20 protein-coding genes are annotated in these 26,202 nt (G+C 40.6%); 16 read left to right on the top strand and 4 right to left on the bottom strand.

Going from position 1 to position 26,202, the window contains the following annotated elements; translation table 11 throughout:
• Positions 1-222: 222 nt before the first annotated feature.
• Together AC5KOD_RS08740 and AC5KOD_RS08735 are read left to right on the top strand one after the other, a co-directional pair.
• The gene (locus tag AC5KOD_RS08740; protein ID WP_496914167.1) at positions 223-450 is read left to right on the top strand and encodes a hypothetical protein; all 228 of its coding nucleotides are present in this window, start codon (positions 223-225) and stop codon (positions 448-450) included.
• A gap of 200 nt (positions 451-650) precedes the next feature.
• Complete coding sequence (locus tag AC5KOD_RS08735) at positions 651-821, top strand: DUF6440 family protein (protein ID WP_496914166.1); 171 nt, start codon at positions 651-653, stop codon at positions 819-821.
• Positions 822-890: 69 nt separating this feature from the next.
• On the opposite strand, the gene AC5KOD_RS08730 is transcribed toward AC5KOD_RS08735, so the two are convergent.
• Positions 891-1,613 carry a GntR family transcriptional regulator gene (locus AC5KOD_RS08730; protein ID WP_496914165.1) on the bottom strand — a complete coding sequence of 241 codons (723 nt, stop codon included), beginning with the start codon at positions 1,611-1,613 and terminating at the stop codon, positions 891-893.
• A gap of 195 nt (positions 1,614-1,808) precedes the next feature.
• On the opposite strand from AC5KOD_RS08730, the gene AC5KOD_RS08725 reads away from it, so the two are divergent.
• From AC5KOD_RS08725 to ftsY, 11 genes are all read left to right on the top strand, one after another.
• Positions 1,809-3,545, top strand: a complete 1,737-nt coding sequence (locus AC5KOD_RS08725) for a class I mannose-6-phosphate isomerase (protein ID WP_496914164.1) — start codon at positions 1,809-1,811, stop codon at positions 3,543-3,545.
• Between the two features lie 12 nt (positions 3,546-3,557).
• The gene (locus AC5KOD_RS08720; protein WP_496914163.1) at positions 3,558-4,451 is read left to right on the top strand and encodes an ROK family protein; all 894 of its coding nucleotides are present in this window, start codon (positions 3,558-3,560) and stop codon (positions 4,449-4,451) included.
• Positions 4,452-4,486: 35 nt separating this feature from the next.
• Positions 4,487-6,946: a glycoside hydrolase family 38 N-terminal domain-containing protein gene (locus AC5KOD_RS08715; protein ID WP_496914162.1), complete on the top strand. Its 2,460-nt coding sequence runs from the start codon at positions 4,487-4,489 to the stop codon at positions 6,944-6,946.
• Between the two features lie 16 nt (positions 6,947-6,962).
• Positions 6,963-9,056, top strand: coding sequence for a DUF5054 domain-containing protein (locus AC5KOD_RS08710; RefSeq protein WP_496914161.1), 2,094 nt, complete (start codon positions 6,963-6,965; stop codon positions 9,054-9,056).
• Between the two features lie 230 nt (positions 9,057-9,286).
• A complete protein-coding gene (locus AC5KOD_RS08705) occupies positions 9,287-10,573 on the top strand; it encodes a PTS sugar transporter subunit IIC (RefSeq protein ID WP_496914160.1) in 1,287 nt (428 codons plus the stop codon).
• 23 nt (positions 10,574-10,596) lie between these two features.
• On the top strand, positions 10,597-11,343 hold the full coding sequence (locus tag AC5KOD_RS08700; protein WP_496914159.1) for a MurR/RpiR family transcriptional regulator: 747 nt from the start codon (positions 10,597-10,599) through the stop codon (positions 11,341-11,343).
• A gap of 3 nt (positions 11,344-11,346) precedes the next feature.
• Positions 11,347-12,516 carry a MalY/PatB family protein gene (locus tag AC5KOD_RS08695; protein WP_496914158.1) on the top strand — a complete coding sequence of 390 codons (1,170 nt, stop codon included), beginning with the start codon at positions 11,347-11,349 and terminating at the stop codon, positions 12,514-12,516.
• A gap of 244 nt (positions 12,517-12,760) precedes the next feature.
• Complete coding sequence (rnc, locus tag AC5KOD_RS08690) at positions 12,761-13,453, top strand: ribonuclease III (RefSeq protein WP_496914157.1); 693 nt, start codon at positions 12,761-12,763, stop codon at positions 13,451-13,453.
• 76 nt (positions 13,454-13,529) lie between these two features.
• Entirely contained in the window at positions 13,530-17,111 is a 3,582-nt protein-coding gene (gene smc, locus AC5KOD_RS08685) for a chromosome segregation protein SMC (RefSeq protein ID WP_496914156.1), read from the top strand.
• Between the two features lie 45 nt (positions 17,112-17,156).
• Positions 17,157-17,969: a Cof-type HAD-IIB family hydrolase gene (locus AC5KOD_RS08680; protein ID WP_496914155.1), complete on the top strand. Its 813-nt coding sequence runs from the start codon at positions 17,157-17,159 to the stop codon at positions 17,967-17,969.
• Positions 17,970-18,040: 71 nt separating this feature from the next.
• Entirely contained in the window at positions 18,041-19,381 is a 1,341-nt protein-coding gene (gene ftsY, locus AC5KOD_RS08675; protein ID WP_496914154.1) for a signal recognition particle-docking protein FtsY, read from the top strand.
• Positions 19,382-19,469: 88 nt separating this feature from the next.
• Here ftsY and AC5KOD_RS08670 read toward each other — a convergent pair whose 3' ends face one another.
• The 3 genes from AC5KOD_RS08670 to AC5KOD_RS08660 are packed head-to-tail and all read right to left on the bottom strand — an operon-like array spanning position 19,470 to position 22,343.
• Positions 19,470-19,826 (bottom strand): cupin domain-containing protein, encoded by a 357-nt coding sequence (locus AC5KOD_RS08670; protein WP_496914153.1) that lies wholly within the window; start codon positions 19,824-19,826, stop codon positions 19,470-19,472.
• Between the two features lie 14 nt (positions 19,827-19,840).
• Positions 19,841-21,406 (bottom strand): autoinducer-2 kinase, encoded by a 1,566-nt coding sequence (lsrK, locus tag AC5KOD_RS08665; protein WP_496914152.1) that lies wholly within the window; start codon positions 21,404-21,406, stop codon positions 19,841-19,843.
• A 4-nt stretch (positions 21,407-21,410) separates the two neighbouring features.
• On the bottom strand, positions 21,411-22,343 hold the full coding sequence (locus AC5KOD_RS08660; RefSeq protein ID WP_496914151.1) for a sugar-binding transcriptional regulator: 933 nt from the start codon (positions 22,341-22,343) through the stop codon (positions 21,411-21,413).
• 228 nt (positions 22,344-22,571) lie between these two features.
• Between AC5KOD_RS08660 and AC5KOD_RS08655 the strand changes: the two genes are divergently transcribed.
• The 3 genes from AC5KOD_RS08655 to AC5KOD_RS08645 all read left to right on the top strand — a co-directional run bounded on the left by AC5KOD_RS08655 (position 22,572) and on the right by AC5KOD_RS08645 (position 26,202).
• Positions 22,572-24,062 (top strand): sugar ABC transporter ATP-binding protein, encoded by a 1,491-nt coding sequence (locus tag AC5KOD_RS08655; RefSeq protein ID WP_496914150.1) that lies wholly within the window; start codon positions 22,572-22,574, stop codon positions 24,060-24,062.
• Between the two features lie 9 nt (positions 24,063-24,071).
• Entirely contained in the window at positions 24,072-25,040 is a 969-nt protein-coding gene (locus AC5KOD_RS08650) for an ABC transporter permease (protein WP_496914168.1), read from the top strand.
• Positions 25,041-25,167: 127 nt separating this feature from the next.
• Positions 25,168-26,202, top strand: coding sequence for an ABC transporter permease (locus AC5KOD_RS08645; protein ID WP_496914149.1), 1,035 nt, complete (start codon positions 25,168-25,170; stop codon positions 26,200-26,202).

Raw genomic sequence — 26,202 nt, 5'->3', positions numbered from 1 at the left:
GGTCAACAATCGTTTGTTTGAACTCTTCAGTAAATCGTTGTTTTGCCATTTGAGACACGTCCTTTTCTTCTTAGGTATAATTCTACCAAAACGTGTCCATGATTTCATCCTAGCATCATTTATTTAAGTCAGTAATCAAAGCTGTATGCGGAATTATCACAGAGAGAAAAGTTTATCAATTAAGTCATTGATTATTTATTTTTAGAAAGTAGGAGAAAAATTATGAATGAAGTATTGAGTTCAGTAGTAAATTCGCTTATCTATGCAGTACCACTTTTATTGATTATTTTAGTCGTTACTAAAGTAGTTGGAAGTTCGCTAGACAAAAAGAGAGTTCCAGCTGGAAAAATACCAGTAGCGACGGGTAAAGGGTTTATTAATTTTTATTTTGGTGCAGTGCTAATCGTAGGTATTTTTTGGGTCATTATGACAATCGCTCTTAAACTTTAAAAAGGCAACATATAGATTTTAAGGTGGTGTGAGACTGGCTTCATTATTTATTGTTCTGTATGTGGTGACAGGAGAGTTTGAGTGTCTGTTTATTTGGTGGCTTTTTATTTACCAATAATTTTAGAAATGGAAGCTCTCAGAGAAATTTAACTGAAAGAACTAAAAAAACGATATTAAATTAAAAATATGGAGGTAAGAAAATGAGTGATAGACTAGAATTTTCAAAGGTTAAAGGAAGTTTAACAACTAAAGGAACTATTGTGACTGATAAGGAAACTGATGTGGAATATTTAATGATTAGTGAGAGTGGTATCGGTGCAGCCTTGGTGATGTTAGTCGATAAAGACGGAAAGCCTAAGTTAGCTAAGTAGGAAGTTAAGAATTAAGCAAATGTCCCATTCTATCTGATAGGATGGGGCATTTTTGTATCTAAAACCAACTCAATCAAAATCCAGATAATAGCGATACTTACTGCCAATATAAAAGCATTCCGTGTACTCATAAAAGGTCAATTCCTTTTGTGAAGTAAAGCGGACTCGTTTAAGAATTGGCTCGTTTTCGGTGATTTTGAGTAGCTTTTGTAGCTCACGTGTGGCGGAAATCGCTTCGATGTACTCATTTTCTTGATTGACTCGAATTCCTTTTGTTGCTAAGTAATCGTAAAATGATCCGTAATAATCGCTTGATTTTAGGGAGTAATCCTCTCGGTAAACTAAATGAGTTTTAAAGTAGGCGACGATATTTTTACCGTCACCGCGGACGCGTTTCAAGATTAAAATCTCGTCACCGGGTTTGATTTGTAAGTATTTAGCGATTTTATGATCGGCATGGCTTTTGCTAATATCAGCTTGTAGCGTTGTGGCGTTTTTACCTTGCTCGCGTAGCTCTTGGGTAAAGCTTTTGACGACGGTGGCATACTCGTTACTGTCAAGGTCGATTTTTTTGACAAAGGTTCCTTTGGCACGTTCTCGATAAAGTAAATTTTCACTTACGAGTTCGTTGATGGCTTTGCGGATGGTGATACGGCTGACGTGGTAAATCTCGCAAAGATCCATTTCTGTAGGAATACGTTCGCCTTCTTGCCATTTTTCGGTGCGAATGTTGGCTCGCAGCTGGTCAGCAATTTGGGCATATAAGGGGTAAGCAGATTCGTTTTTTAGCATCGTTAAACTCCTTTCGTGATTGCTCCTATTTGTTGGTTGTTATCAGCATTATATCATAGTGGAAAAGCTGATTTCGTTCTATTGTTATAACAATAGGCTGAAAAGGCTGAAACTAGTGGCTTTTAAAAAGACATTTTAAGTTAAAAAGCTATGCTATAATTTTGGTAAGTTAATTTTTAAGGAGGCGTGACACCCGTGGTTTATGATTTTTTTCCAGAAGTGAACGTGAGTGTAGATAAAGAGGTGTTCTCAGGTCAGTCGTCGATTGTGTCTCGATTAAAAGAGCGGATGGCTGCGGAAACACTTAATGTTATAACAATAGACTGCTACCCAGTGATTGATACTGAGAGCGTAAAGAACGGCCTGTTAAATCAGTTAGGGCTAGATGTAATTATTGCCAGTGATGAGTTGTTTTATGACAGCCAGACTGTGACGGAGATGATTTCTGCTAATTTGACGGATGACCGAGTCTTTGGTGTGATGTCGCACCATTCTTTGGCAGACTTTATTGATGAGAAACAGCAAGAGTTGCTACAGCAACAAATTACGGCGGCGTTAAAAGAAGGCTTAAAGGTTGGAATCATCGGCGTTGGGGCTAGTTTAGTTTATCCGTCTGATCTAATTGTTTATGCGGATTTGCCTCGTTGGGAAAGCCAAATTCGGTATCGGTCAGGAGCTTACTCTAACTGGAAAGCGGACAATGCTGGTGAGGATTCACTTCGGATGATCAAGCGAGGCTATTTCTTTGAGTGGCGGGTAGCGGATAAGCATAAGCGCGGACTTTATCCGCAGATTGCTTATTTCCTTGATACGGTTCGTGAGGACTGGGTGATGGCAGGTCGTGAGACATATGAGCAGGCACTTGTAGAGTGTGCTCATCAACCTTTCTCTTTGGTTCCCTTTTTTGATCCGGGAGTCTGGGGCGGTCACTGGATGCAGGAGCAATTTGATTTTCGTAAGGATGAGGTAAACCTAGCATGGAGTTTTAATGGTGTCCCAGAGGAGAATAGCCTGTTGCTGAATTTTGGCGGGACAAAGATGGAGATCCCCGCTAGTAATTTGGTTTATTTTCAAGGAGAGGCCCTTCTTGGCCAGCGTACGTATGGTCGCTTCGGTGCTAATTTCCCTATTCGTTTTAATTTCTTAGACACGATTGGTGGGTCTAATTTAAGCTTACAGGTCCATCCGACGACGGAATACGCTCAAGAAACCTTTGGGGCAACGTATACACAGGATGAGAGTTATTATATCTTAAAGGCAGAAGAGGATGCGAAGGTTTATTTGGGGGTCAAAAATGGCATCACTAAGCCTAAGCTGATGGCAGCATTGGAAAAGGCAGCGAGCGGTGATGGGGAATTTCCTGATGAGGAATTCATTTATCAACAACCCGTCAAGGCTCACGATCACTACTCAATTCCTGGTGGGACGATTCATTCGAGTGGGGCTAACTCAGTTGTGTTGGAGATTAGTGCGACACCGAATCGCTATACCTTTAAACTATGGGATTGGGGCAGAGTTGACTTAGATGGCTTGCCGCGTCCGGTTCATTTGAATCATGGAGCGCCTAATATCGATATTAAGCGAGATGAAGAGTGGGTCAAGCGTGAGCTGGTGAATCCTTTTGTTGTTGTGGCGACGGGGGAAGGCTGGCAGGAGGAGCGTACTGGCTTGCATGAGACAGAGTTTATTGAAACGCGTCGTCATACTTTTTCAGTCCCTGTGATTCATGAAAACCATGGCAGTGTCAATGTTCTCAATCTAGTTGAGGGAGATGAGGCACTTGTCGAGAGCCTAGACGGTAGCTTTGCGCCTTTCAAGGTTCATTACGCTCAGACCTTTATTATTCCTGACACAATTAAGCATTACCGCATTAGTCCAAGCGGTACGAGTCTTGGAAAAGAGCTCAAAACTATGAAGGCTTATGTTAGATAAGGAGGGGCGGCGATGAGCGGTTACTATTTTTTGATGGATGTCGGTGGGACGACGGTGAAGGTCAATTGCTTAAATGAAAAAAACGAACCACTTTTTATTACGAACCGTGAATTTCCTGCTCAATCTCAGGCCAATCGAGAGACGATTTTAACTAATTTTTATGAGATTGTTGTCTCCGTTAATCGTGAGATTTTGGCACAAGGGTATAGGCTACTTGGTGTTGGAGTTGCCTTTCCAGGTCCTTTTAATTATCAAGAAGGCTATAGCTTGATGCAGGGGATGCGAAAGTATGACGAGATCTATCAGGTTAATTTGAAAGAACTGATAAAAGAATGGCTTAGAACGGCTTTTCAGTTAGAGGTTCCGATTGTGTTTGAAAATGATGCGACGGCTTTTGGTTTAGGAGAATTTGTTCAACGACATGGGAGTGGACTAGGTAGAGGGATTTATCTAACGCTTGGCACAGGCTGTGGATCAGCTTTTATAGTAGACGGCCAACTGGTGAGAGCGGGCTACGGGCTGAATAATCAGGGCATGTTGTATGATAGTCCTTTTAAGGAAAGTCGGATTGATGATTATTTATCAGCTAATGGGTTGAAATTACTTGCTCAACAAGAAGGACTGGCAGGGTTAACGGGATATGAGTTATTTTGTCAGGCGGAGCTGGGGAATCAGCAGGCCTTAGCTGTTTTTGAGGGCTTTGGCGAGTGGCTAGGGCAAGCTTTGGCGCCTTTTGTGGCAGAGTTTCAACCAGATGAACTGGTTTTTGGTGGCGAGATTAGCGGCAGTTTGCTTTATTTTCAGCCCGCCCTTGTGCGTAGTTTAGGCGAGTTGTCCGTGATTAGAAAAAGTCAGAATACAAGTTTAGCAACACTTCAAGGGCTCGCGCTCTTGAGTCAGAGATAGCAGGAACGTTTACTTTTTATAAAGGGGTTAGAACAATGACAAAACGAACGCTTTATTTGGTCCATCATTCTCATACGGATATTGGGTATACGGATCGGCAAGAAAAAATTAGTCGGTATCATGTTGATTTTATCAAGAGTGTGATTGGCTTCTTAGAAGAGATTGAAGCTGGCGAGCGCCCTGAGTGGGCAGGCTTCAAGTATACGTGTGAAAACTATTGGCAGGTTGAGCAGTTTATGGCTAATAGCACACAAGAGGAGCAAGAAAAATTTGAGTATTTTGTCAAAAAAGGCTGGATGGACATATCGTTAAGTTATTTGAATATGACGGAGTTGGTTGATGAGCATGTCTTGGCTAAAATGTTTGCGAAGGGTCGTCGCTATGTCGATGGACTTGGACTGGTGGCTAATTCGGCGATGACGGCTGATATTAATGGTTTTTCATGGGGCTACGCAGAGACGATGTATCAAAATGGGATTGAAAATCTCTTTTCGTGTCTGCACACTCATCACGGTATGTTTCCACTTTTCAAAAAACAACTTCCTTTTTGGTGGGAAACACAGGCCGGTAATAAGATTCTTGTCTGGAACGGCGATCACTATCAGACGGGTAATGACTTTCTATTGGTACCTAACTCAGATCAAGCAAAGCAGTATGGACCTGAGGGCTATACGGAGGCAGAGGCTGAGTTACAATTTAAAGTGACAGAGGAGCGGATTTTTGCTCATTTTGATTTGTTGGATGAAGAGGGCTATAGCTTCAATTTTGTGCCTGCGATGATTAGTGGGATTGTGACGGATAATGCGCCGCCAAATCCACGTATGATGGAAGTGATTCATAAATGGAATCAGCTTCATGGTGAGACGATTGAGATTAAGTTGGTGACGCTGAATGAATTCTTTGGCATGCTACGTGAGCAAGACCTTGAGCTTCCGACTTATAGTGGTGACTGGGCTGACTGGTGGGCAGATGGGGTTGGTTCAACTCCGGCGCCGACAAAAATCTACCGAGATGCTCAGCGCAAATACCGAGTAGCTAATAAGCTTGATCCAGAGGCTACTTTGGGTAAACCAGACTTATTAGCTGAGGCTGAGCAGAATTTGATGATGTATGCTGAGCATACGTGGGGCTATCATTCTTCTGTGGGACAGCCGTGGAATACCTTTGTTAATGACTTGGACTACCGCAAGGCGGCATATGCGATTAATGCTAATAGCCTGATTTCTCAGCATTTGGATGAGATTTTAGCGAAGCTTGGGGAAGAGTCGATTCAGATGAATCGTGGGTCTCATTATAAGATCATTAATCCTCATGCTCGTCCGGTGACGGAGCATGCAAAAATTTATATCAAGCATTGGGAAACGGTGGATGACTCTTATTTCCATCTTGAGACCTCTGACTTTATTGAAGTGGTTGATTGCCAAACAGGTGAGGTTATTCCTTCACAAGTGGCAGATACGTCTCTAGGGAAAGAGATTGAATTTTTAGTTGATTTAAAGGCGGAAGAAGAGCGAATCGTTCGATTACGACGAGTAGCAACCCCACCTGCTAGACGGAAAAATTGGAATCATGCCTATATCGGTACGGAATTAATTGCTGATGTGGCCTCTTATGATGGCTATGAGCATTTGGTTTCTCCTTATGGTATAGAGACGGCGGATTTCAGCTTGGTTATTAATCACACAACAGGGATTGAGCAGCTTGTAGACAAGCGTACTGGGGCGAATCTACTTCATCAAAAGCAAGAGCATGCGCCTTTTGCAGGAGTTTATGAGGTGACGCCAATCACGACAGATGCGTGTACGGAGCGTCGAATTATGGGACGTAACCGCAAAGGTCGGGTAACAGAACGATCTGTCGCACAGCTTAAATCAGTTAAGGTAACGGTTGATGGCCCAATTTATACGATTTTTGAATTGGACTATGAACTAGTTGGAACCAAGATGTATACTGTGGTCTTGCGAGTTTATAAGGACTTGCCACAATTAAATGTAACGGTCAGAATTCAGAAGGAAAATGAATGGGCGCCTGAAAATCTGTATGTGCCACTTTCCTTTAGTTATGGTGATGAAAGTGAGTTTTATGTGGAAAAAACAGGAACAATTTTCCGTCCGGCGATTGATCAATTGCCAGGAACTAATACGGAATTTTATCTGTTAAATAATGGTTTAACCTTTACCGATGGTCAGCATGGGTTGGTAGTTGCGACGAAGGACACGCCATTAATCACACTAGGAAGCTTAGACAGTCATTTAGTTGAGCTGTGTTCAGCTGAAACAGCGGCTAAAAATCAAGAGGTCGTGTATTCTTGGCCGATGAATAATTTCTGGGAGACTAACTTTAAGGTTGATTTATCTGGTTTCTACGAATTTGATTATCAGCTATTCTTGATGTCTAATGAATCGCCTGAAGGGTTGATTGAAAAGGCGTCTGAATTAAATGAAGGAATTTTAACAGTTGCCTATAATCCGAAAGTAGACGAACAGCTTTTCTAGAAAGGGCGGAAGAGAGATGAAAAAAAAGCTTCATGTAGTGTTTAAAACCCACTTAGATATTGGCTTTACTGATTTAGCTAAAACAGTTGTGGAACAGTATTTGACTGATTTTATTCCGCGGGCGTTGCAAATTGGTGAAGAGGTGCCAGATCAGTTTGTTTGGACGACAGGTTCATGGTTGATTGATTTTTATTTGAAGCATCCTGAGGTAAGCGATCAGGATAAGGCGCGGATGGCACAAGCGATTGAACATGGCACGATTAAGTGGCATGGCTTACCAGTCACGATGCACAGTGAGCTGATGGATCAGCGCTTGTTTGAATACGGGCTGTCGATTTCGGAGTCGCTGGATCAACGTTTTGGGACTCAGACGATAGCGGCTAAGCTGACAGATGTTCCTGGTCACACGATTGGGATTGTTCCTTTAATGGCTAAGGCTGGCTTGAAATATCTACACATTGGGGTTAATGCCAGCTCCGCTATTCCTCATGTGCCAGAGATGTTTCTCTGGCGCAGTCAGGATGGCTCTGAGATTGTGGTTCATTACGCGCAAGATTATGGTGAAACCTTTATGCGTGAAGGCTGGGATGAGATGTTATACTTTGCTCACAGCCATGATAATGCTGGGCCACCAAGAGATAGTCATGAGGTGACTGAGCTGATGGCACAGTTAGCCACAGAAAATCCAGACGTGGAGATTGTGGCGTCAAGTCTCGATAGCTTTGCCGCGGCAGCGTGGGAAAAGCGAGAGACTTTGCCAGTAATTGAAGAGGAAATTGGCGATACATGGATTCACGGTGTGGCCTCAGATCCGTTAAAAATTGCTGATTACTTTAGCCTACTGCGCTTGCGCGATCAGTGGTTAGCCGAGGAGCAGTGGACGGTTGAGGAGCCTGAGTATCAAGCTTTTTCTGAGCAGTTGATGCTAGTAGCTGAGCACACGTGGGGCGGTAATGGCAATGTCTTTTTACCTGATTATACCAATTACCCGATCGCTGATTTTGAGGCGGCTCGCAAGCGTGATGTGATTACGTTTAATCACGACCGCTCAACGATGGATTTTGGCGATTTGATGGCGCTGATTAGTACGGATATTGAGTCGGAGGCTTTTCGACCGAAACGTTCTTATAAGCTTTATGAAGAATCGTGGCAGGAGCAGCGAGATTATTTAAAGGAAGCTGTGGCTTGTTTAAGTGAGTCGCGTCAGGCTGAGGCGAAGAAAGTGTTAGCACCAGAACAGCGAGAGATTCAGCCGCTACCGTCTGGGGTGACGGAGTCGGTGATGCCAGGGAAGGTTTATCAGTTTGGCGAGCTCTCGCTCTCGTTTTCACCAAGTGGCGGGATCAGCTTCTTGGAGAGTGCTGGTCGTTCGTTTGTTGCTGAGGGGCATGAGTTTGGTGGCTTATCTTATGAACGATTTGATTTTGCTAATTATGCGGATTTCTTAAGTAAATACAGTCGTTTGACTCGTTTTACCTCAAGCTGGTGTTTAGTAGATTTTGCTAAGCGGGGAATCGAGGCGTTTCAGACAATTCGCTACGAGCTGATTAAGCCGATGATTGAGGCCTCTTCGATGGTTCAATCAGGGTCACAATTAGTGGTGAGCTTTGATCTGTCCTTTACTGATTACCAACAAAAAATGTGGGGCTTACCACGGAAGAATCAATTGGTTTACGAGATTGATTTGGCAAAACTAAGCATTAAAGGAAACTTGAAATGGAATGGGAAGCAGGCAAATCGTATGCCAGAGGCGTATTGGTTGGAGACGAGTTTGCAGGTTGCCAATCCTTTCAGATGGAAAATGACCAAGTTAGGCTCACGTCTATCACCCTACGATGTGGTAGAAAATGGCAATCGGAGTATTCACTCATTGTCTCAAGAGGGGCTGAATTATACGGGGATTGAGGGAGAAATAGGGATTAGAAGCCTTGATGCCCCGCTCTTCTCCTTTGGTCGTCGCGGGTTATTGATTTTCGATAATCAACAGTGTTCCTTAAATGACGGGATTTATGTCAATCTCCAAAATAATGTCTGGGGAACGAATTTCCCAGCTTGGTTTGAGGATGATATGCTGTATCGTTTTGAAGCGGATATTTCTCAGAAAAAATAAGCAGTCTTAATTATTTCGATCATTAGAACGGATACCTATTTACAGATTGTTTTACGAGACTTATTACTATTTAAATAATTGAGCTACAAGCCAACTGAATAAACGAAGTGAATGAGCTATACCTACTTTTTTGGAATTTATCCCAAAAGTATGTATGGTTTATTTGTTTGAAAGCTACTATAATCATGGAGTATTCTATTAAATGACAAAAAAGATTATGGAGGAAAGTAATGAAGAAGTTTATTAGTACAATAGAAGATAAGGTGGTTCCGGTGGTTTCAAAAATTACCAATACGCGCTATTTTACGGCGTTAAGATCTGGTTTTTTAGTTATTATGCCCTTGACCATTATTGGGTCATTTTTTCTATTGTTGACAGATTTTCCATTGCCAGGTTATGCTGATTTTATGGGTTCCATTTTTGGGGATAATTGGACCTCTTATATTGAATCGGCTTACCGCGCTACCTTTAATATGATGGGATTCTTGTTGGCAGGAACGTTAGCATACAAATTGGCTGAGCTGTATAAGCTCGATGCGTTATCGTCTATGATACTTTCGCTTGTGTCGTATGTGGTGGTGACGCCTAAAAGTTTAGTGACAGAATCTGGTGAAACAGTTGGCAAGATCATGTCCTTTGACTGGTTAGGGACACAGGGCGTTATTACAGCGATGATTGTTAGTGTGCTAACCGTTGAAATTATCCGTTTTTGTGTTAAACGCAACCTCGTTATAAAAATGCCAGAATCTGTTCCAGATATGGTATCAAAGTCTTTCAGTGCGTTAATCCCGGGCTTTTTAACGGTGATTGTTATGTTGGTGCTTGCAGGTCTTTCAACTTTATATGCAGATTCGTTCCCTCATCTGATTTATAAAATTATTCAAATTCCTTTAGAGGGATTGACGTCTTCTTTAGGTGCGATTACAGTAGTTGCTGGACTTAATGGCTTCTTATGGTGGTTTGGTATCCATCCAACAGTTGTTAATTCAATCATTAATCCGCTATTAAATGCAAATTCAGTGAAAAATCTGGAGTTGTTTAAGGCGGGGAACCTTAGCTTGGAGACTGGAAATGTTGGAACGATTCAGATGATCGACCAATTTGCAACAATTGGTGGCGCAGGTGTAACATTAGGGTTAGTGATTGCGATGATTATTGTGGCAAAATCAAGTCGTTTAAAAACCATGTCAAAATTGAGTGTGGTTCCATCGCTATTTAACATCAACGAGCCAATTATTTTCGGTTTGCCAATGGTCTTTAATCCCTTGATGCTTATTCCGATAACGATTGCTCCAGTAGTGTCAGTATTAATCGCGTATGGTGCGATTAGAGTAGGCTTTATGCCGTTATTTAATGGTGTGATTGCGCCTTGGCCAACGCCTCCAATTTTCTCTGGCTTTTTAGTAGCTGGCTGGCCAGGTGCCGTTGTGCAAGTGGTGTCGATTGCAGCGGCGACAGTTATTTACTATCCCTTTGTAAAAGCACTGGATAATCAATATCAGCAAGAAGAAAAATAATTTGAATAGTTAGGAAAATAATCATGAGTTTACAGAGGCAAATTTCGACTAATGTAGAAGAATTAACAGGTAACGAGAAACAGTTATTACAGTCGTTACTCTTGGATCAACAAAAGATTTCAATGGCCGACTTTACTGTCAGTAAGTTGGCGGATAAGTACAATGTTTCGCGGACGAGTGTTCATAGGCTATCGCAAAAAATAGGGTATAGTAGCTTTATTTTATTTAAAAATGATTTTTTCTTGAATGAAAAAAACAGCCATTTTGTTGACAGTCAATCATTATATATTGAGACGATTATTGCGAATTACAACATTGTGCTGGAATCTATTACAGAAGACCTTCTACAGAAAATTATTTCAGCAAAGCGGATTGTTATTTATGGTATGGGAATGAGTAGCTATATTGGCAAGATGTTTCAGGTGAAATTGTTATTATTGGGAATTAACTCTGAGCAATACGATGATTCACGCTTTATGCGTATTTCCGCAGAAAAATTAAATCCTGAAGAGGACGTTGTTTTAGTGCTTTCTAGAAGTGGAAAGCCGCCAGAACTTATTGAAGCGATTGTCATTGCCAATACTAAAAACGTCAATGTCCTCTTGGTGACAGAAAATCCAGATTCGCCTTTGGGCTTGATGGCGACGGATATTATCAGCACGTCGCAAAGTGTTGATAAGGATCATGAAATTGATACGCGTTTGAATGTTCATTTGGCGATGGACATTCTGATTAATAAGTTAGTTGAATTAATGGAAAAGGATGTATAAGCGGTGGATAGATTTTCTGAGATAATGAACCGAACGCAAAACGGATCAAAAAAATGGAACCGTCAGTACATTGAAAAACGATTTGGAAACGTCCCTGAAACGATTTATCCTTTGTTTATTGCTGACATGGATTACAAGTTGGCTGGGGAAATCAGTCATTTTGTAGAGGCGGCATTTTTAGAGAAGGATTTTGGGTATTTTGATTTACCAGATAGTTATTATCAAGCGATTATCGACTGGTATTACCGGCAGAATAATCTTGTGCTTGAAAAGGAGTGGCTCTATCCTAGTATTGGAACGGTTTCGGCGATGCACTTTGCTGCCTCGGCTGTTTCAACTGGTAGAGGTATCCTGTTATTAACGCCCGTTTATGGGGTGTTTGAAACAATTGCTCGAAACTTTGGGGAGTTAACGACTCTTGATTTGCTGAGTGATGAGGGGCATTATTACTTAGACATCGAGGCGTTTGAAACTAGTATTAAAGAGAATGATGTCTCGATTTTATTATTTTGTAACCCTCACAATCCGTCCGGTAAAGTCTGGACAAAGACTGAACTAAGTCAGATTGTTGCGGTTTGCAAAAAGCATGAGGTACTAATTATTTCTGATGAGATTCATAGTGATTTTTGTAGAGCAGGTTATTCGTTCAATTCGTTGGTGATGTTTTTCGATCAGTATGATCAAATTATTGTCAGCAATTCTGCTAATAAAACCTTTAATCTATCGGGATTAGATAGTTCTTATCTTGTGGTAAAAAGCCAAAAGCTTTTATCAGAGGTACGTCGAGAGCATGAAAAGTATCATGTTTCTGTTAATCGGTATGGCGCTAAATACACGGAAGCGGCGTATACGGTAGGGGCGGATTGGCTGGTTGACTTACGGGCCAAAATTACTAGCCACTTGACTTTAGTGACTGAGCTGTTAAAAGACGAAGAAATTACTATCTATGCGCCAGAGTCGAGTTATCTTATTTGGATGCGATTGACGAAGGTTCAGGAGGTTGAGCAGTTTGTCAAGGCTCTCGCTCAGGAAACTGGTGTTTTAGTGGAAACAGGAACGAGATTCATTGCGAACAATAAGGGATGTATTAGAATCAATGTGGCGACGTCAACAGAGTTATTGGAAACAAGTTTACTCAAGTTTAAGGCCTTTTATAGCAGTTACCGAGAGTAGTTGACTGGGACTTGTCTGAGGGGAGTCGAATAGAAAACAAATAGCTCTTCTTCACTGGATAGATGGTCAGTGAGAAGGGCTTTTTCAGATAATATAAGTATTTTTGAATATTTCCGCTAAAACATTTTCAAACTGAGTGAAAACCAGTATAATGGGAAGGGTATGGGGAAAAATATAAAAATCAGTTTAGCGTTGAAAGCTCAGGTCTGTCGCTTTCAAGCTTTTCAGTAAGGATGTTACAAACATGAATGAACAATTAATAAAGCTCGTCAAGCACAAGTATCAAGTTGAATTTACCGATCCAACACTATTGGAGCAAGCTTTCACCCATTCATCTTATGTAAATGAGCATCGATATTTGCAATTAGCGGATAACGAACGTTTGGAATTTTTAGGAGATGCCGTTTTAGAGTTAATCGTCTCAGAGTTTTTATTTGGTTTTTATGACAAATTACCTGAGGGCAAGTTAACAAAAATTCGAGCAGCAATTGTTTGCGAGGACAGTCTCGCGAAATTCGCTAAAGAATGCGAATTTGATCAGTATATCCGTTTAGGAAAAGGCGAGGAAAACTCTAATGGTCGGCAACGTCCGTCCTTATTGTGTGACCTGTTTGAAGCTTTTTTAGGCGCTATGTACTTGGATCAAGGCCTAGTCGAAGTAGAAAAGTTTGTGGCGAAGGTCGTTTTTCCTAAGATTAAATCTGGTGCTTTTTCACATGAGATGGATCATAAGACCGCTTTGCAAGAAATCTTGCAACGGAATGGTGATATCGACATTGAATACCGCTTAGTTCTTGAAGAAGGGCCTGCCCATGACCGTCAATTTTCGGTGGAAGTGAGCGTTGGTGGCAATGTGATTGGAACGGGTGTTGGAAAATCGAAGAAATTGGCGGAACAGCGTGCAGCAGAGTGTGCCATTATGACGATGAAGAAATAGACAAATCAGCTGAACAGATGAGGCAATTTTACATCTGTTCAGCTGGCTTTAGTTTGAAGAAAGGGGCCTTGTATTCGTGTATTTAAAAAAAATCGAAATTGCGGGGTTTAAATCCTTTGCTGAGCGGACAGTCATTGAGTTTGATCGTGGCTTGACAGCTGTCGTTGGGCCTAATGGTAGTGGTAAAAGTAACATTACTGAGGCAATTCGTTGGGTTCTTGGTGAGCAGTCAGCGAAAAGTCTTCGTGGTGGTAAAATGCCAGATGTCATTTTTGCTGGAACAACTCGACGCAAGCCGCTAAATATAGCAGAAGTAACGGTTGTACTGGACAACGAGCAACGGTTTTTGCCACTTGATTTTAGTGAAGTTAGCGTGACTCGTCGTTTAAAAAGAACGGGCGAAAGTGATTTTTATATCAATAAGCAAAGCTGCCGTCTAAAGGATATTATAGATCTCTTTATGGATTCTGGTTTAGGAAAAGAATCTTTTTCGATTATCTCTCAGGGGAAAGTCGAAGCGATTTTTAATAGTAAGCCAGAGGATCGCCGAGGGATTTTTGAAGAAGCTGCGGGGGTACTGAAATACAAACAGCGCAAGCGACAAGCGGAGCAAAAATTATTTGAAACAGAAGATAATTTGAACCGGGTTCAGGATATTATCTATGAGCTAGAGGGGCAGTTAGAACCCTTGGCTGAGCAGAGTCATATTGCTAAAAAATACCTACAGCTAAAGGAACAGTTAACCTCGATCGATGTGAGTGTAACGGTTCGTGAAATCGATCAATTAAAAGCTGAGTGGCAGGTGCGCCAGCTAGAATTGACTGAGGTGAATGCCACCTTAGAATCAGTTGGTGAAGCGATTGGAAATTTTGAGCGTACGTTGATTAATATGCGTGATAAGCGAACGCGTTTAGATGAAAAACTAGACTTAGAGCAGCAGCATTTGCTGTCTGTGACGGAGGCTTATGAACAAGCTGAGGGTCAAAGAAATGTCTTGGTTGAGCGCTCTAAGAATACCGAGAAGACGACGTCTGAGTACGATCAAACCCTTCAAAGTATTCGCGCTAAGCTGGCTGCTTTTGAGGAAGAGAAAGAAACTTTAACTCAAGAATTGGTTAAAAAAGAAGCCAAAAAAGCTGAATTAGTTGCGACAGTCAACGAGTTAACAGAGCTAGTTGAAACATATAGTAAGTCAGCTAAGGAACGTTTAGCTGAGTTGCGAAGTGAGTACGTTGAGCTGATGCAAAATCAAGCTAACACGAGCAATGATTTAAAGCATTTGGAGAAGCAATATCAACAGGAAAGTACTAAAAATCAAGTGGCGATTGATCAACATCAACAGTTGATTGAGCAGCAGGAGCAGTTATCAGAACGAGAAACGGCTGGTCATCTAAAGCTAGATAAGCATGCTCAGGCGCTTGAGCAGTTGCGGAGAGAATACGCAGAGGCTCAAAAAGTAGCGAAGATGGCGAAGCAAGAGCTTGCGGTGAAAGAGAAGCAGATGTATGATGCAATGGGAATTTTGCAGCAAGCCAAAGCTCGCCAAAAGAGTCTACAAGAACTACAGGAAAACTATGCGGGCTTTTATCAAGGGGTTCGTGCAGTCTTAAAGGCTAAGGATGAGCTATCTGGTTTGGTTGGAGCTGTTGCTGAGTTGATTACGGTCCCTCAGGAATTGGCCTTGGGGATTGAAACGGCTTTAGGTGGTGCGGCTCAGAGTGTGATAGTTGAAGACGAGCGAGCAGGTCGCGAAGCGATCGCTTATTTAAAAAATAAACGCTTAGGTCGAGCCACATTCTTACCTCTGACGACGATTAAACCACGAGCTATTAATCAAACCGTTCGTCAGGAATTGAAGGGAACTGCTGGTTTTATTGGAATTGCCAGTGAGTTGGTAACATTTCAGCCTCAGATAAAAAATGTGGTTGAGAATCTCTTAGGTGTGACGATTTTAGCCCGTGATTTGGCGAGTGCTAACCAAATCGCCAAGCAGGTTCGCTACCAATTTCGGGTAGTCTCTTTAGAGGGAGACGTGATGAATCCGGGCGGTTCGATGACTGGGGGAGCTACGCGTAAGGGCAACCAGGGAAATTTATTTGCCCAAGCGGGTGAGCTTCAAACCTTGACGGAGCAGGTAGCGAAGATGTCGTCTGAGTTGGTCAAGCGTGAGGCGATTGTTCGAGAGTTGAAGGAAGAGGTCGCTGACGCGGATATTCAGCTCGAACAGCTTCGTGAAGCAGGTGAAAAGGCTCGGATTAAGGAGCAAGAATTAAAAAATAATTTAGAGATGCTTGAGACTGAGCGGAAGCAGCTAACTCGAGAGCAGCAGTCTTTTGAAAATGAGTCCCAAGGCTTAACTAATTTCTTGGCTGATTATGAGGCTCAAAAGGCTAAGCTGACTCAACAAATGGCGACGATTCAAGAGGCTCGTCAGGCATTGGATGAAGAGATGAATCAGACAGATGCTCAGGAAGCGATCAACACGAAGCGTCGTGAAGAAGCGCAGGAGCAGCTTAAAAATCGCCAATCCAAAGTAGCCGTTGTTTCGGAACAGATTGTTCATTCTCAGCAGCTGATTGCGGATAAAGTGGCACAGGTTGAGGAAGCACAAGCTGAGGCGGATCGTTTGGCTGAGCAAATTAGGTCGTTGACAGATGATCGTTCGACTCATGCGGAGTCTCAGGAATCAATCCAAGGGCGGATGCTTGAGTTAAGCGAGCGTAAAACGAGCTTGCAGGAGCTTTTAGTTAACTTGAAAGAAGAGCGGGAAGCTGTCCATCAGAAAATTGCTGAATTAGATACGGATTTGACGACGGCTAATAAAAACCAACAGGAGTTACTTGGAAAAAAATCCAAGGCTGAAGTGATTAAGAGTCGTTCGGAAGTTGGCATGGATAATGCGCTACAGCATCTTCAAGAGGACTATAGTCTCACCTATGAGGCGGGGAAAGATATGTATCCTCTCGAGGTTGAATTTGAAGAGGCTAAGGGGAAAATCCGCAGTTTGAAACGAGAAATCGATGGTTTAGGGCCTGTTAATATGGGGGCGATTGAGCAGTATGAGTCGGTTAACGAGCGCTATACGTTCTTAATTACTCAACGAGATGATTTACTTGATGCGAAGGACAGTTTATTTGAAACGATGAACGAAATGGATGACATCGTTAAGGAGAAATTTGAAGAAGTCTTTACAGCGATTCGTGAGAAGTTTAGAATTGTTTTCCCTAATATGTTTGGCGGTGGACATGCGGATTTACGTTTGACTGATCCAACTGATTTACTGAATACGGGGATTGAGATTGTGGCACAACCGCCTGGTAAGAAGCTACAAAGTTTAAGCTTGCTATCTGGTGGTGAGCGTGCACTAACGGCGATTGCTTTGCTGTTTTCAATTATTCAAGTGCGCCCTGTTCCTTTCTGTGTGCTCGATGAGGTTGAAGCGGCTCTTGATGAGGCCAATGTTGCACGCTTTGGTCAGTATCTTAGTCATTTTGAAGACGACACTCAATTTATCGTGATTACTCATAGAAAAGGGACGATGGAAGCAGCTGATGTGCTTTATGGTGTGACCATGCAGGAATCTGGGGTATCGAAAATTGTGTCTGTTCGCTTGGAAGAAATCAACGAGCGTGGCGACATTGAAATTGAAACAGCGTGATTAATTAGTTGAAAATGTCAACTAATATGAAAGGAATCAATTGAGATGATTAAATTAATCGCCATTGATTTAGATGGCACCTTATTAACAGATGATAAGCGCATTTCTGCGCGTAATTGTGAGACATTAAAGCGAGCGAAAGCTCAGGGAGTTAAGGTTGTTTTATGTACAGGTCGGCCACTAAATTCGGTGGTTGGCCATTTGGAAACCTTGGGATTAACGGAGCCGGGGGATTATGCTGTGACGTTTAATGGTGGCTTGGTTCAGAAAAATGATACTGGGGAAATCTTGTCAAAGGATGTCATGAGCTTTGAGGATATTGAAACCTTGTATCAATTGACTGCGTCCTTAGAGTTACCGCTAGATGTCGTGTCAAATGAGACGGTTTTTAGGATTCAGCCGCAGCCTGAGGCGTATCCATCTGTATACAATCAATTGAACTCGATCTTAACATTTGAAGATAAAACTTTAGAGGAGCTTCCTCAAGGTCGAGATTTTAATAAGATGGTCTGCGCAGTCGATGGGACTTATTTGGAACAGCAGCTACCTAAAATTCCTGAGAGTTACCATGAGCGGTATAATATTGTTCGATCAGGTGAACGATTGTTTGAATTTTTGAATAAACACGTTACGAAGGCGAACGGTTTGATTAAGCTGGGGCAAATCTTAGGGATTGATGCCAGTGAGATGATGGCCTTAGGTGACGAGGAGAATGACTTGTCAATGATCGCTTACGCAGGTTTAGGGGTAGCGATGGCAAATGCTTCGGTTGAAATTAAAGAAGCGGCTCAATATATTACGGATTCTAATGAGGATGACGGTGTGGCGACTGCGGTTGAGAAATTTGTGTTAAACTAGAGATATAAGTGAGTAAATAAAAGATAGTAGGATAAAGGTCTATCCTGATATGGAAAAAGGAGGTTAATCATTTGGGATTTTTTAATAAGCTGAAAAAAGTTTTTACTGGAGAGCAAGCTGATCAAGTGGCAGAAGAAGTTGTTGAGCCAGAGGTCGATACCCTAGAAGGTGAAGAGAAACTTTCAGATACAGTTGAGACTGTCGAGGAAGAGAGTGCTGAAGAGGCGCTGATTGAAGCGGAACCGGTTGAGCAGTTACCTGTGGAAGAGCCAGAAATAACTGAGGTACAGCCTTCTGTTGCGGATCTTGAAGAAGTCATTTCTGAGGTTGAAGTTGAAAGTGAAGAAGAACCTGTAGTCGTTCCTGAGGTGTCGATTGAGATTGTTGAGGTTCCCCCTGTTAAGGTTGAGGAGGTGCCAGAGGTTACGGCAGAGCCAGAGCCAGAACCAGAACCAGAACCGTCGACAGAATCTGAGTCCGCCAAGAAAATGGATAAAGGCTTGAAAAAAACACGTCGAACGTTTTCACAAGTGTTAAATGAGTTGATGGCTAATTTCCGTAGTGTTGATGAGGATTTCTTTGAAGAATTGGAAGAAACTTTAATTACAGCGGATGTGGGCTTTGAAACAAGTTTGCAAATTACGGATGAGCTACGACAAGAAGTTAAGTTGCGTAATGCCAAAAAGAATAGCGATGTCCAAAAGGCAATCATTGAAAAAATGGTTGAGATATATGAAGAAGGTGACGAGGGCGAAAACAATGACTTGAACATTCAACCAACTGGCTTGACAGTCATGTTATTTGTTGGCGTCAACGGTGTCGGTAAGACGACAAGTATTGGGAAGTTAGCGAATCAATACCGTGAAGCTGGTAAAAAGGTCTTAATGGCCGCGGCGGATACGTTTAGAGCGGGAGCGATTGATCAGTTAGTTGTCTGGGGCGAACGTGCTCAGGTAGAAGTTGTTCGTGGCAAGGCGGGAGGTGATCCTGCGGCTGTTGTGTACGATGCGATCGAGAAAGCGCAGGAGCAACAGGCGGATATTTTATTAGTGGATACTGCCGGACGCTTACAAAATAAAGTAAACTTGATGAATGAGTTAGAAAAAATCAAGCGAGTGATTCAACGTGAAATCCCTGATGGTCCTCATGAGGTGATGCTAGTAGTTGATGCGACGACTGGTCAAAATGCCATGGTTCAAGCGAAGCAATTCAAGGAAACGACGAATGTTACGGGGCTTGTTTTGACTAAATTGGACGGCACGGCTAAAGGTGGGATGGTTTTGGCGATTCGAAATGAATTACATCTGCCTGTTAAATTAGTTGGTTTAGGTGAAGGGATTGACGATCTACAGCCGTTTAATCCAAGTGACTTTATTAATGGCATGTTTAAAGAATTATTGACAAATGATTAAAGTAACAGCATGGTTTTTGAGGGTTTTTAGCCGTCAAACCATGCTGTTTTTTTGTCTATATCTCTAAAAGTAGAAAAGAGAATTTAACTTAATTATGAGGGACAAAGTCTGGTGCATCGATTTTATCAATTTCTTGAAAAGGAGCTAAGGTTGAAATCATTAGAATTGGTTCATTGTAATTATTTTTTACGTAGTGAACTTCCTTAGGGGCAATATGAATGAATTGTCCTTTTTCTAAAGTAATCTTTTTCTCGTCAACATAAATATCAATTTTCCCTTCAATAACATAAAAATTTTCTTCCATGATATTGTGGTAATGAGCGGGGAAATCTTGTCCTGGATTAAACCGAACCACAGCAAAATTGGAACGAGGTCCTTTCATCAGGTATTTTGGTCCACTGTCACCGAAGCGATAGTCTTTTTCTTTTTCATCAATATAAAACATATTTCCACACCTTTCTATTTTACGCCTGGCGCAATCCACATATGCTTAGTCAATCCTTGATCGCTCAGGGATAACTGTGACTGATAGATTTTTTGCCAATCTGCGTATACCTTCTTGTAAATTTTATGATTTGTTTGATCAGGATAGAAGTGTTTATCCCATTTAATAAAGGCCTCTGTTTCAGTTAAATCATGATAAATACCTACGCCGATGCCAGCTAAGAAGGCTGCACCTAATGCTGTCGCTTCTTTGACGACAGGTGTTTTAATGGTTTTACCAGTAATATCTGAGATGATTTGGCACCAGCTAGTGTTGTTAGAGGCGCCACCTGCAAAAATTATAGTTGCTGGACTTTGCCGTGTTAAGGAATCAATGTATGACAAATGCCCATAGGTTACAATTCCAGCACTTTCCATGATGGCTTTATAGAAAGTGTATTTGTTAAACTTTTCTGAATCTAATGAAAAGTTAGTGAATGTTGGTGCGCAATGTTTTAAATTCAAGAAGTTCATTTCGTTTGAGAAAAGCGCATACATTCCATTGCATCCAGCTGGAATTGTTGAGGTGTGCTCATCGAGTAAAGAGTAAACGTCAGTTCCTGTGGATATGGCTTGTTGTTTTTCATTTTGACAAAAGGCATCTCTAAACCAACGCATGGCTAAACCGGGATTCCAGGCGATTGATTCGAATTGCCAAATGTTATTGATTGCGTGGCAATTGAGTCTAACTCGATGAGAAGGGTCAGGTGCTGGCTTATCCACATTAAATTCATATTGCCAAAAGCTTCCACCGAAAAGAGCGGCCTGATTCTTTTTTGTTGCTCCAACTCCGATTGATCCTAATTGGGCATCTCCACCTCCAGCAATAACGGGAGTATTAGGTAAAAGCCCTGTTAATTTGGCTATATTATTAGTCACTCCACCAATTTGATAACCGCTTTCAATTACAGGTGGGAAAATATTGTCTTTGAGGTTGACTTGTTTGGCTATTTTTTTGTCCCATGATCGTTCTTCTAGTGAAAAAAGACCTGTTGTGCTAGCGTTACTTGGCTCGGTGGAAAGGATTCCTGTGAGTTTGTAGGTAATCCAATCGTTGAGCATATTAATAGTGCGCATTTTGCTATAAATTTCTGGTTCATTCTTTTTTACCCAAAGTAATCTTGGAATGGCGCTCAGGGCGAAAGAGTGTCCGGAAATTTGATAGAGCTCTTTTTCTAGTGAAGGATAGTTGTTTTTAAGGTCGACGGCCTCTTGCTGGCTTCTGGCATCTACATTAGAAAACGCTAACAGTTCATGACCTGCCTCATCGTATAGAACGAAGCCTTCACGCATAGTGGTGGTGCTTATGGCGGCGATTTCTTCGGCAGAAATACTTGATGTTATCAGTAATTCGCGAATACATTCAGTAATTATTAACCAATTTTCTTTACAATTAAAGTTAATGCTACCTGGATAACGAGGGTCCGGTAAATGATGCCATTCTCGTTGAGCAATGGCTTTTTGATTTCCGAAGAAATCAAAAGCGACTGCCCTAAAACTACCTGTTCCTCCGTCTAAAGCGAGAAGAAACCTTTTGTTCATAATATTAATCCTCCTTAATTAATTCTCTTGCTGTTTCTTCATTTGTGATGAGGGTGTTGATATATCCCCCTTTAAGAGCAGCTTTGATAGCAGCGGTCTTACTTTTGCCAGCAGCAACCCCGATGATATTATCGAAAGACTTGACTTTATCTAAGCTAATCCCCACCAATTTTTTTTCGATGTCTGATTCAACTAATTGTCCCTCTTTGTTAATAAAATGCATTAGAACATCTCCAACCGCTCCTTTCATTTCTAACTTAACAAAGTCGTTTTTACTCAGGATATCTGATTTGATGATTGTGGCCTCGTCATCCATGCCGCCGATACCTACAACGCTTATATTAGCTAAGTTAGTCATTTCCATGATTTCTTTAATGGGGTCCTCTAATAAAATACTCTTCGCTGTTTGTTCAGAGCTCATCAAAAGTGGTGAGGGAAGTAAATAGAGTTGAGCATTAAAAATATTAGATTTATTATTTGGTAAATATGGGGAAACCCCACCTGTCATTGAAATGATTGATAATCTTTTATCAGATATATTAGCTAAGTTGTTAACGATTCGTCCTAAAGTATCACCATATCCCATGTTGATATAAGCGTTGTCACTAATCATGTCATTGATATACATTGCCGCCGCTTGAGCGATGGATTCGTTGATATTATCTTGATCACTTGTTGGGACGATAAAAACATCTTTTAAGCCAAATGTTGTCATTAATGTTTGCTCGGTTTCAATTTTCTCGCGATCTGCAACTGGAATTTTGAATTGAATTAGATTTAATGCTCGAGCTTCTTCTAGCATTTTAATTACCTTCAAACGCGTTATTCCGATTGAATCAGCGATGCTTTTTTGAGTCATACCTTCTATATAGTACATCCAGACTACTTTAGTGAGTAAGGATCTTTCGTACATATTGGCTATTTCTTTATTAGTCATAAAATTCCTCTTTCTATACTTTTGTGATATAATTATAACAAATGTTTATAGTTAAATCAAGAAGTTTATAATTATCAAAAATTACATGTTGACATATAAGCGGTTTCAATATAAACTGAGGTCAAGAAGTTAGCAATCATTTGTTACAAAAGTTTTAGTTTATATTCAAAAGTTTGAAACTTGAGTTAAAAGCTGAGACAAAAGTTATTGAAGGAGGTTGTTATTATAATGAAACAAACACCCTTATTGAATTGCCAAGATATTTCAAAATCTTTTGGTAAGAACCATGTACTAAAAGGAATTGATATGCGCTTGTATGCTGGAGATGTATTGGCAATTATTGGAGGAAACGGAGCAGGAAAAAGTACTTTAATGAAGATTATTATGGGAATTTATCGGTGTGATAGAGGGAATCTGACTATTGATGGTGTTGTTCTAAAAAAATTCACCCCATCGGCAGCACTCTCTAATGGTGTTTACTTAGTTCCGCAGGAGCCAATGCTTTTTTCAAACATGACAATAGAAGAGAATGTTTTATTAGGGCTTGATGGCAAGAAAGCTGATAATAAGAAACGATTACAACATTTAATAACAGAGTTAGGATGGAAATTAGACATACAGCGACAAGCAACAACTTTATCAATTGCAGAGCAACAATTAGTTGAGATAATTAAAGGGTTGATCCGGAATTCTAAAATATTGATTTTGGATGAACCGACAAGTTCTTTAACGTTTAATGAAATTCAATCACTATTTGAAATTGTTGATAAGTTAAAAAGTAAAGGAGTTGGAATTATTTACATTACTCATAGACTAAATGAGGTTTTCGAAATCGCTAGTCGAGTAGCGATTATGAGAGATGGAAAGATTACATCAGAAGGAAACGTGAGTGAGTTTACTAATCAAAAATTGATTCAAGCGTTGTTGCCAGATGATGTAGAACTGAAAGTTGAAAATAGGAAAACAATGGCGAATAAATCTAGTGATGAAGTGATTTTTAAGATTGATGGTTTGTCTGGTCATGGTTTTGCTGATATTGAATTAGACGTTCGAGCAGGAGAAATACTCGGATTGGCAGGCGTTGTTGGCGCAGGACGAACGGAGCTGGTTGAAACTATTTTTGGAAGAGATAAAGTGAAGAAAGGCAAGGTTTATGTTTCAGGGGTAGATATAACTGGAATGACTACTAAACAAGTGATTGAATCAGGATTAAATTATGTTCCAGAAGATCGATTCAAAAATGGCATTTTTAGAATTAGTGACATTGGGATGAATATTTCATCTGCTTCCTTAAGTTCGATGGGGAAAGTATTTATTAATCGTAACTATGATCGATTGCTTTACAAAGAGTATCAACAATCATTTGTGATTAAGGCTACTGGAATCGATCAAGAGATTGGGGCTCTTTCAGGAGGCAATCAACAAAAAATTGTTATTGCACGAGCGTTAGCTTCGGTTCCTAAAATATTGATATTAGATGAACCGACTCGTGGGATAGATGCAGGTGCTAGAGAAGATGTCTATAAAATTATCTATAAGCTTAAGGAGCAGGGGGTAGCTATTTTATTAATCTCTTCGGATATGGAAGAAATAGTTCAATTATCTGATCGGGCTCTTACAATGTATCGTGGGAGAATTAATCAAGAATTTAATATGACAGACATTACTCCCGATAATTTAATGAGTGCGGCATTCGGTGTAGTGAAAGAGGTGGTCTAATTGAAAAAAATGATTAAATCAAGAGAGTTTATGTCAGTAATTGTAATCGTTTTAATTTTTTTGATGGTGGGGATGTTTAACTCTAGTTTTCTTGGGAGTAAGAATATTTTTCAAACAATTAATGGTAGTGTTGTATACGCACTTGTAGCGATTGGAATGGCCTTTGTTTTATTTATTGGTGAAATAGATGTATCAATCGGTGCAACATTGGGATTTTCTGCCGCTCTAGCAGGGAATTTCATTACTCAAGGACAATCTATTTTTATAGCGTTAGTTGCTGCGGTGATTTTTGGAGCATTTGTCGGAATAGTTAATGCACTAGGAGTTCTTTACTTCAAAATACCTTCAATAATTATGACGCTTGGAACTAATGGCATTGTGCGTGGGTTAATTTATGTTTATACGGGCGGTAAATGGATAGAAAATTTACCTTTAGGATTTAAAAGGTTGGCTCAGAAAGACTTATTTGGAACAGTCTCTATTTTCTATTTGAGTGTTTTGGTTTTAGCGCTAGTCATTTATATATATACAACACGAACAGATCAAGGTAAGTCTTTTGTAGCGATTGGCGATAATGAAGATGGAGCGAAATTGATTGGAATACCGATTAATAAAACAAAGTTGATTAGCTTCATTACATGTAGTGTTTTAGCAGCTGTTGCTGGCGTACTATACGCTAGTCGTGTCGGATTTATTACACCGACAGCAGGTATGGGTTATGAAATGACGGCGATTGCAGCCTGTGTTATTGGTGGTATTAATCTAAATGGAGGTGTCGGCACTGTTTGGGGAGCTGTTACAGGCTCTATCATTATGGCCTCAATTAGTCGAGTATTAGTTTTCTTAGGCTTCCCTTCAACGTTTGATAATACTATTACAGGCTTAATACTGATTTTGATTGTTGTGGTGGGAGCTGTAATGAATAAACGGTCAATTGAAAAATTAAGACAACAGCGTTTAGCAGCAAAAATTGAATGAACGTTGATAGATGTATGAGGCCTGCCGTAGTCGAACTATCAGATTGCTTTTTCTGGGACTAATAGATAGTTTGAGTGTTGTTGAAGAATGGGCAAAATGGTTGTCAGATAGTTGAGGAGGAATAGTGATGGAAATGATAAACAATAACTTGGAGAAACAACGCCCCAAAATTAAGTTAACGTGGCGGTGGGAGTATTTTTTAATCGCCTTATTAATTGGAGAGATGATTATTTTTGGAGCAATTAATCCGAGGTTTTTGAATCCTGTCGTTTTCTTAGGAAGTATCAATGATTTTATGCCGATTTGTATTATTTCTTTGGCCGTAACGTTTGTCATGATAACAGGCGGAATTGATATTCAAGCTGGCTCGATTGTGGGGCTAACTTCAATTTCAATAGGCTTACTTTGGCAAGAATTTGGTTTAAATATTTGGTTAGCTAGTTTACTAGGAGTGTTAATTGGAGCGGCTAGTGGGTTATTTAGTGGAGCGCTTATTGCTAATACAGATGTTCAACCAATGGTTATAACTTTAGGCGGCTCCTTTCTTTTTTCAGGTCTGGCTTTAGCAGCAACCAGCATTAGTTCAGTAGAATCATACAAAGGCATTAGTGGTTTTCCAGAGCGTTTCACTCATCTTTTTCGTGGAAGTGTTTTGGGAATTCCTAATCAAGTTATCTTGTTTTTAGTTCTTATTATCTGTTGTTATGTCTTACTACATAAGACTCAATATGGGCGCAAAATATTTTTGATTGGTGTTAATCGCAATTCTGCCGAGTATTCTGGGATTAAAACAAATGGGATTATTATGAGTACGTACATGATTTCAGGGATTAGTGCCGCAATAGCTGGAATTGTTTTGACTGGGTATCTGGGGACGGCAAAAGCAGATTTTGGTAAAGAGCTCACTTTACCTATTATTACAGCTGTGGTTTTAGGTGGAACGCTAAATACAGGAGGAAAAGGTCATGTTATAGGGACAGCGCTTGCTTCAGTTGTAATTGGTATTATGCGTTTTGGTTTGTCAATGTCGGGAGTGAATACTCAGTATTTAGATATCCCAGTTGGAATTTTACTGATTGTATCACTGATTTTACGATCGTTTATTGATGGTGGAATTATTAAAAATGTCTTTAATAAAATTATGAATAAAAAGGAGAATTAG

It is taken from the genome of Vagococcus sp. WN80Y (assembly GCF_059621045.1).
This window is presented reverse-complemented; position numbering and strand designations above follow the sequence as displayed.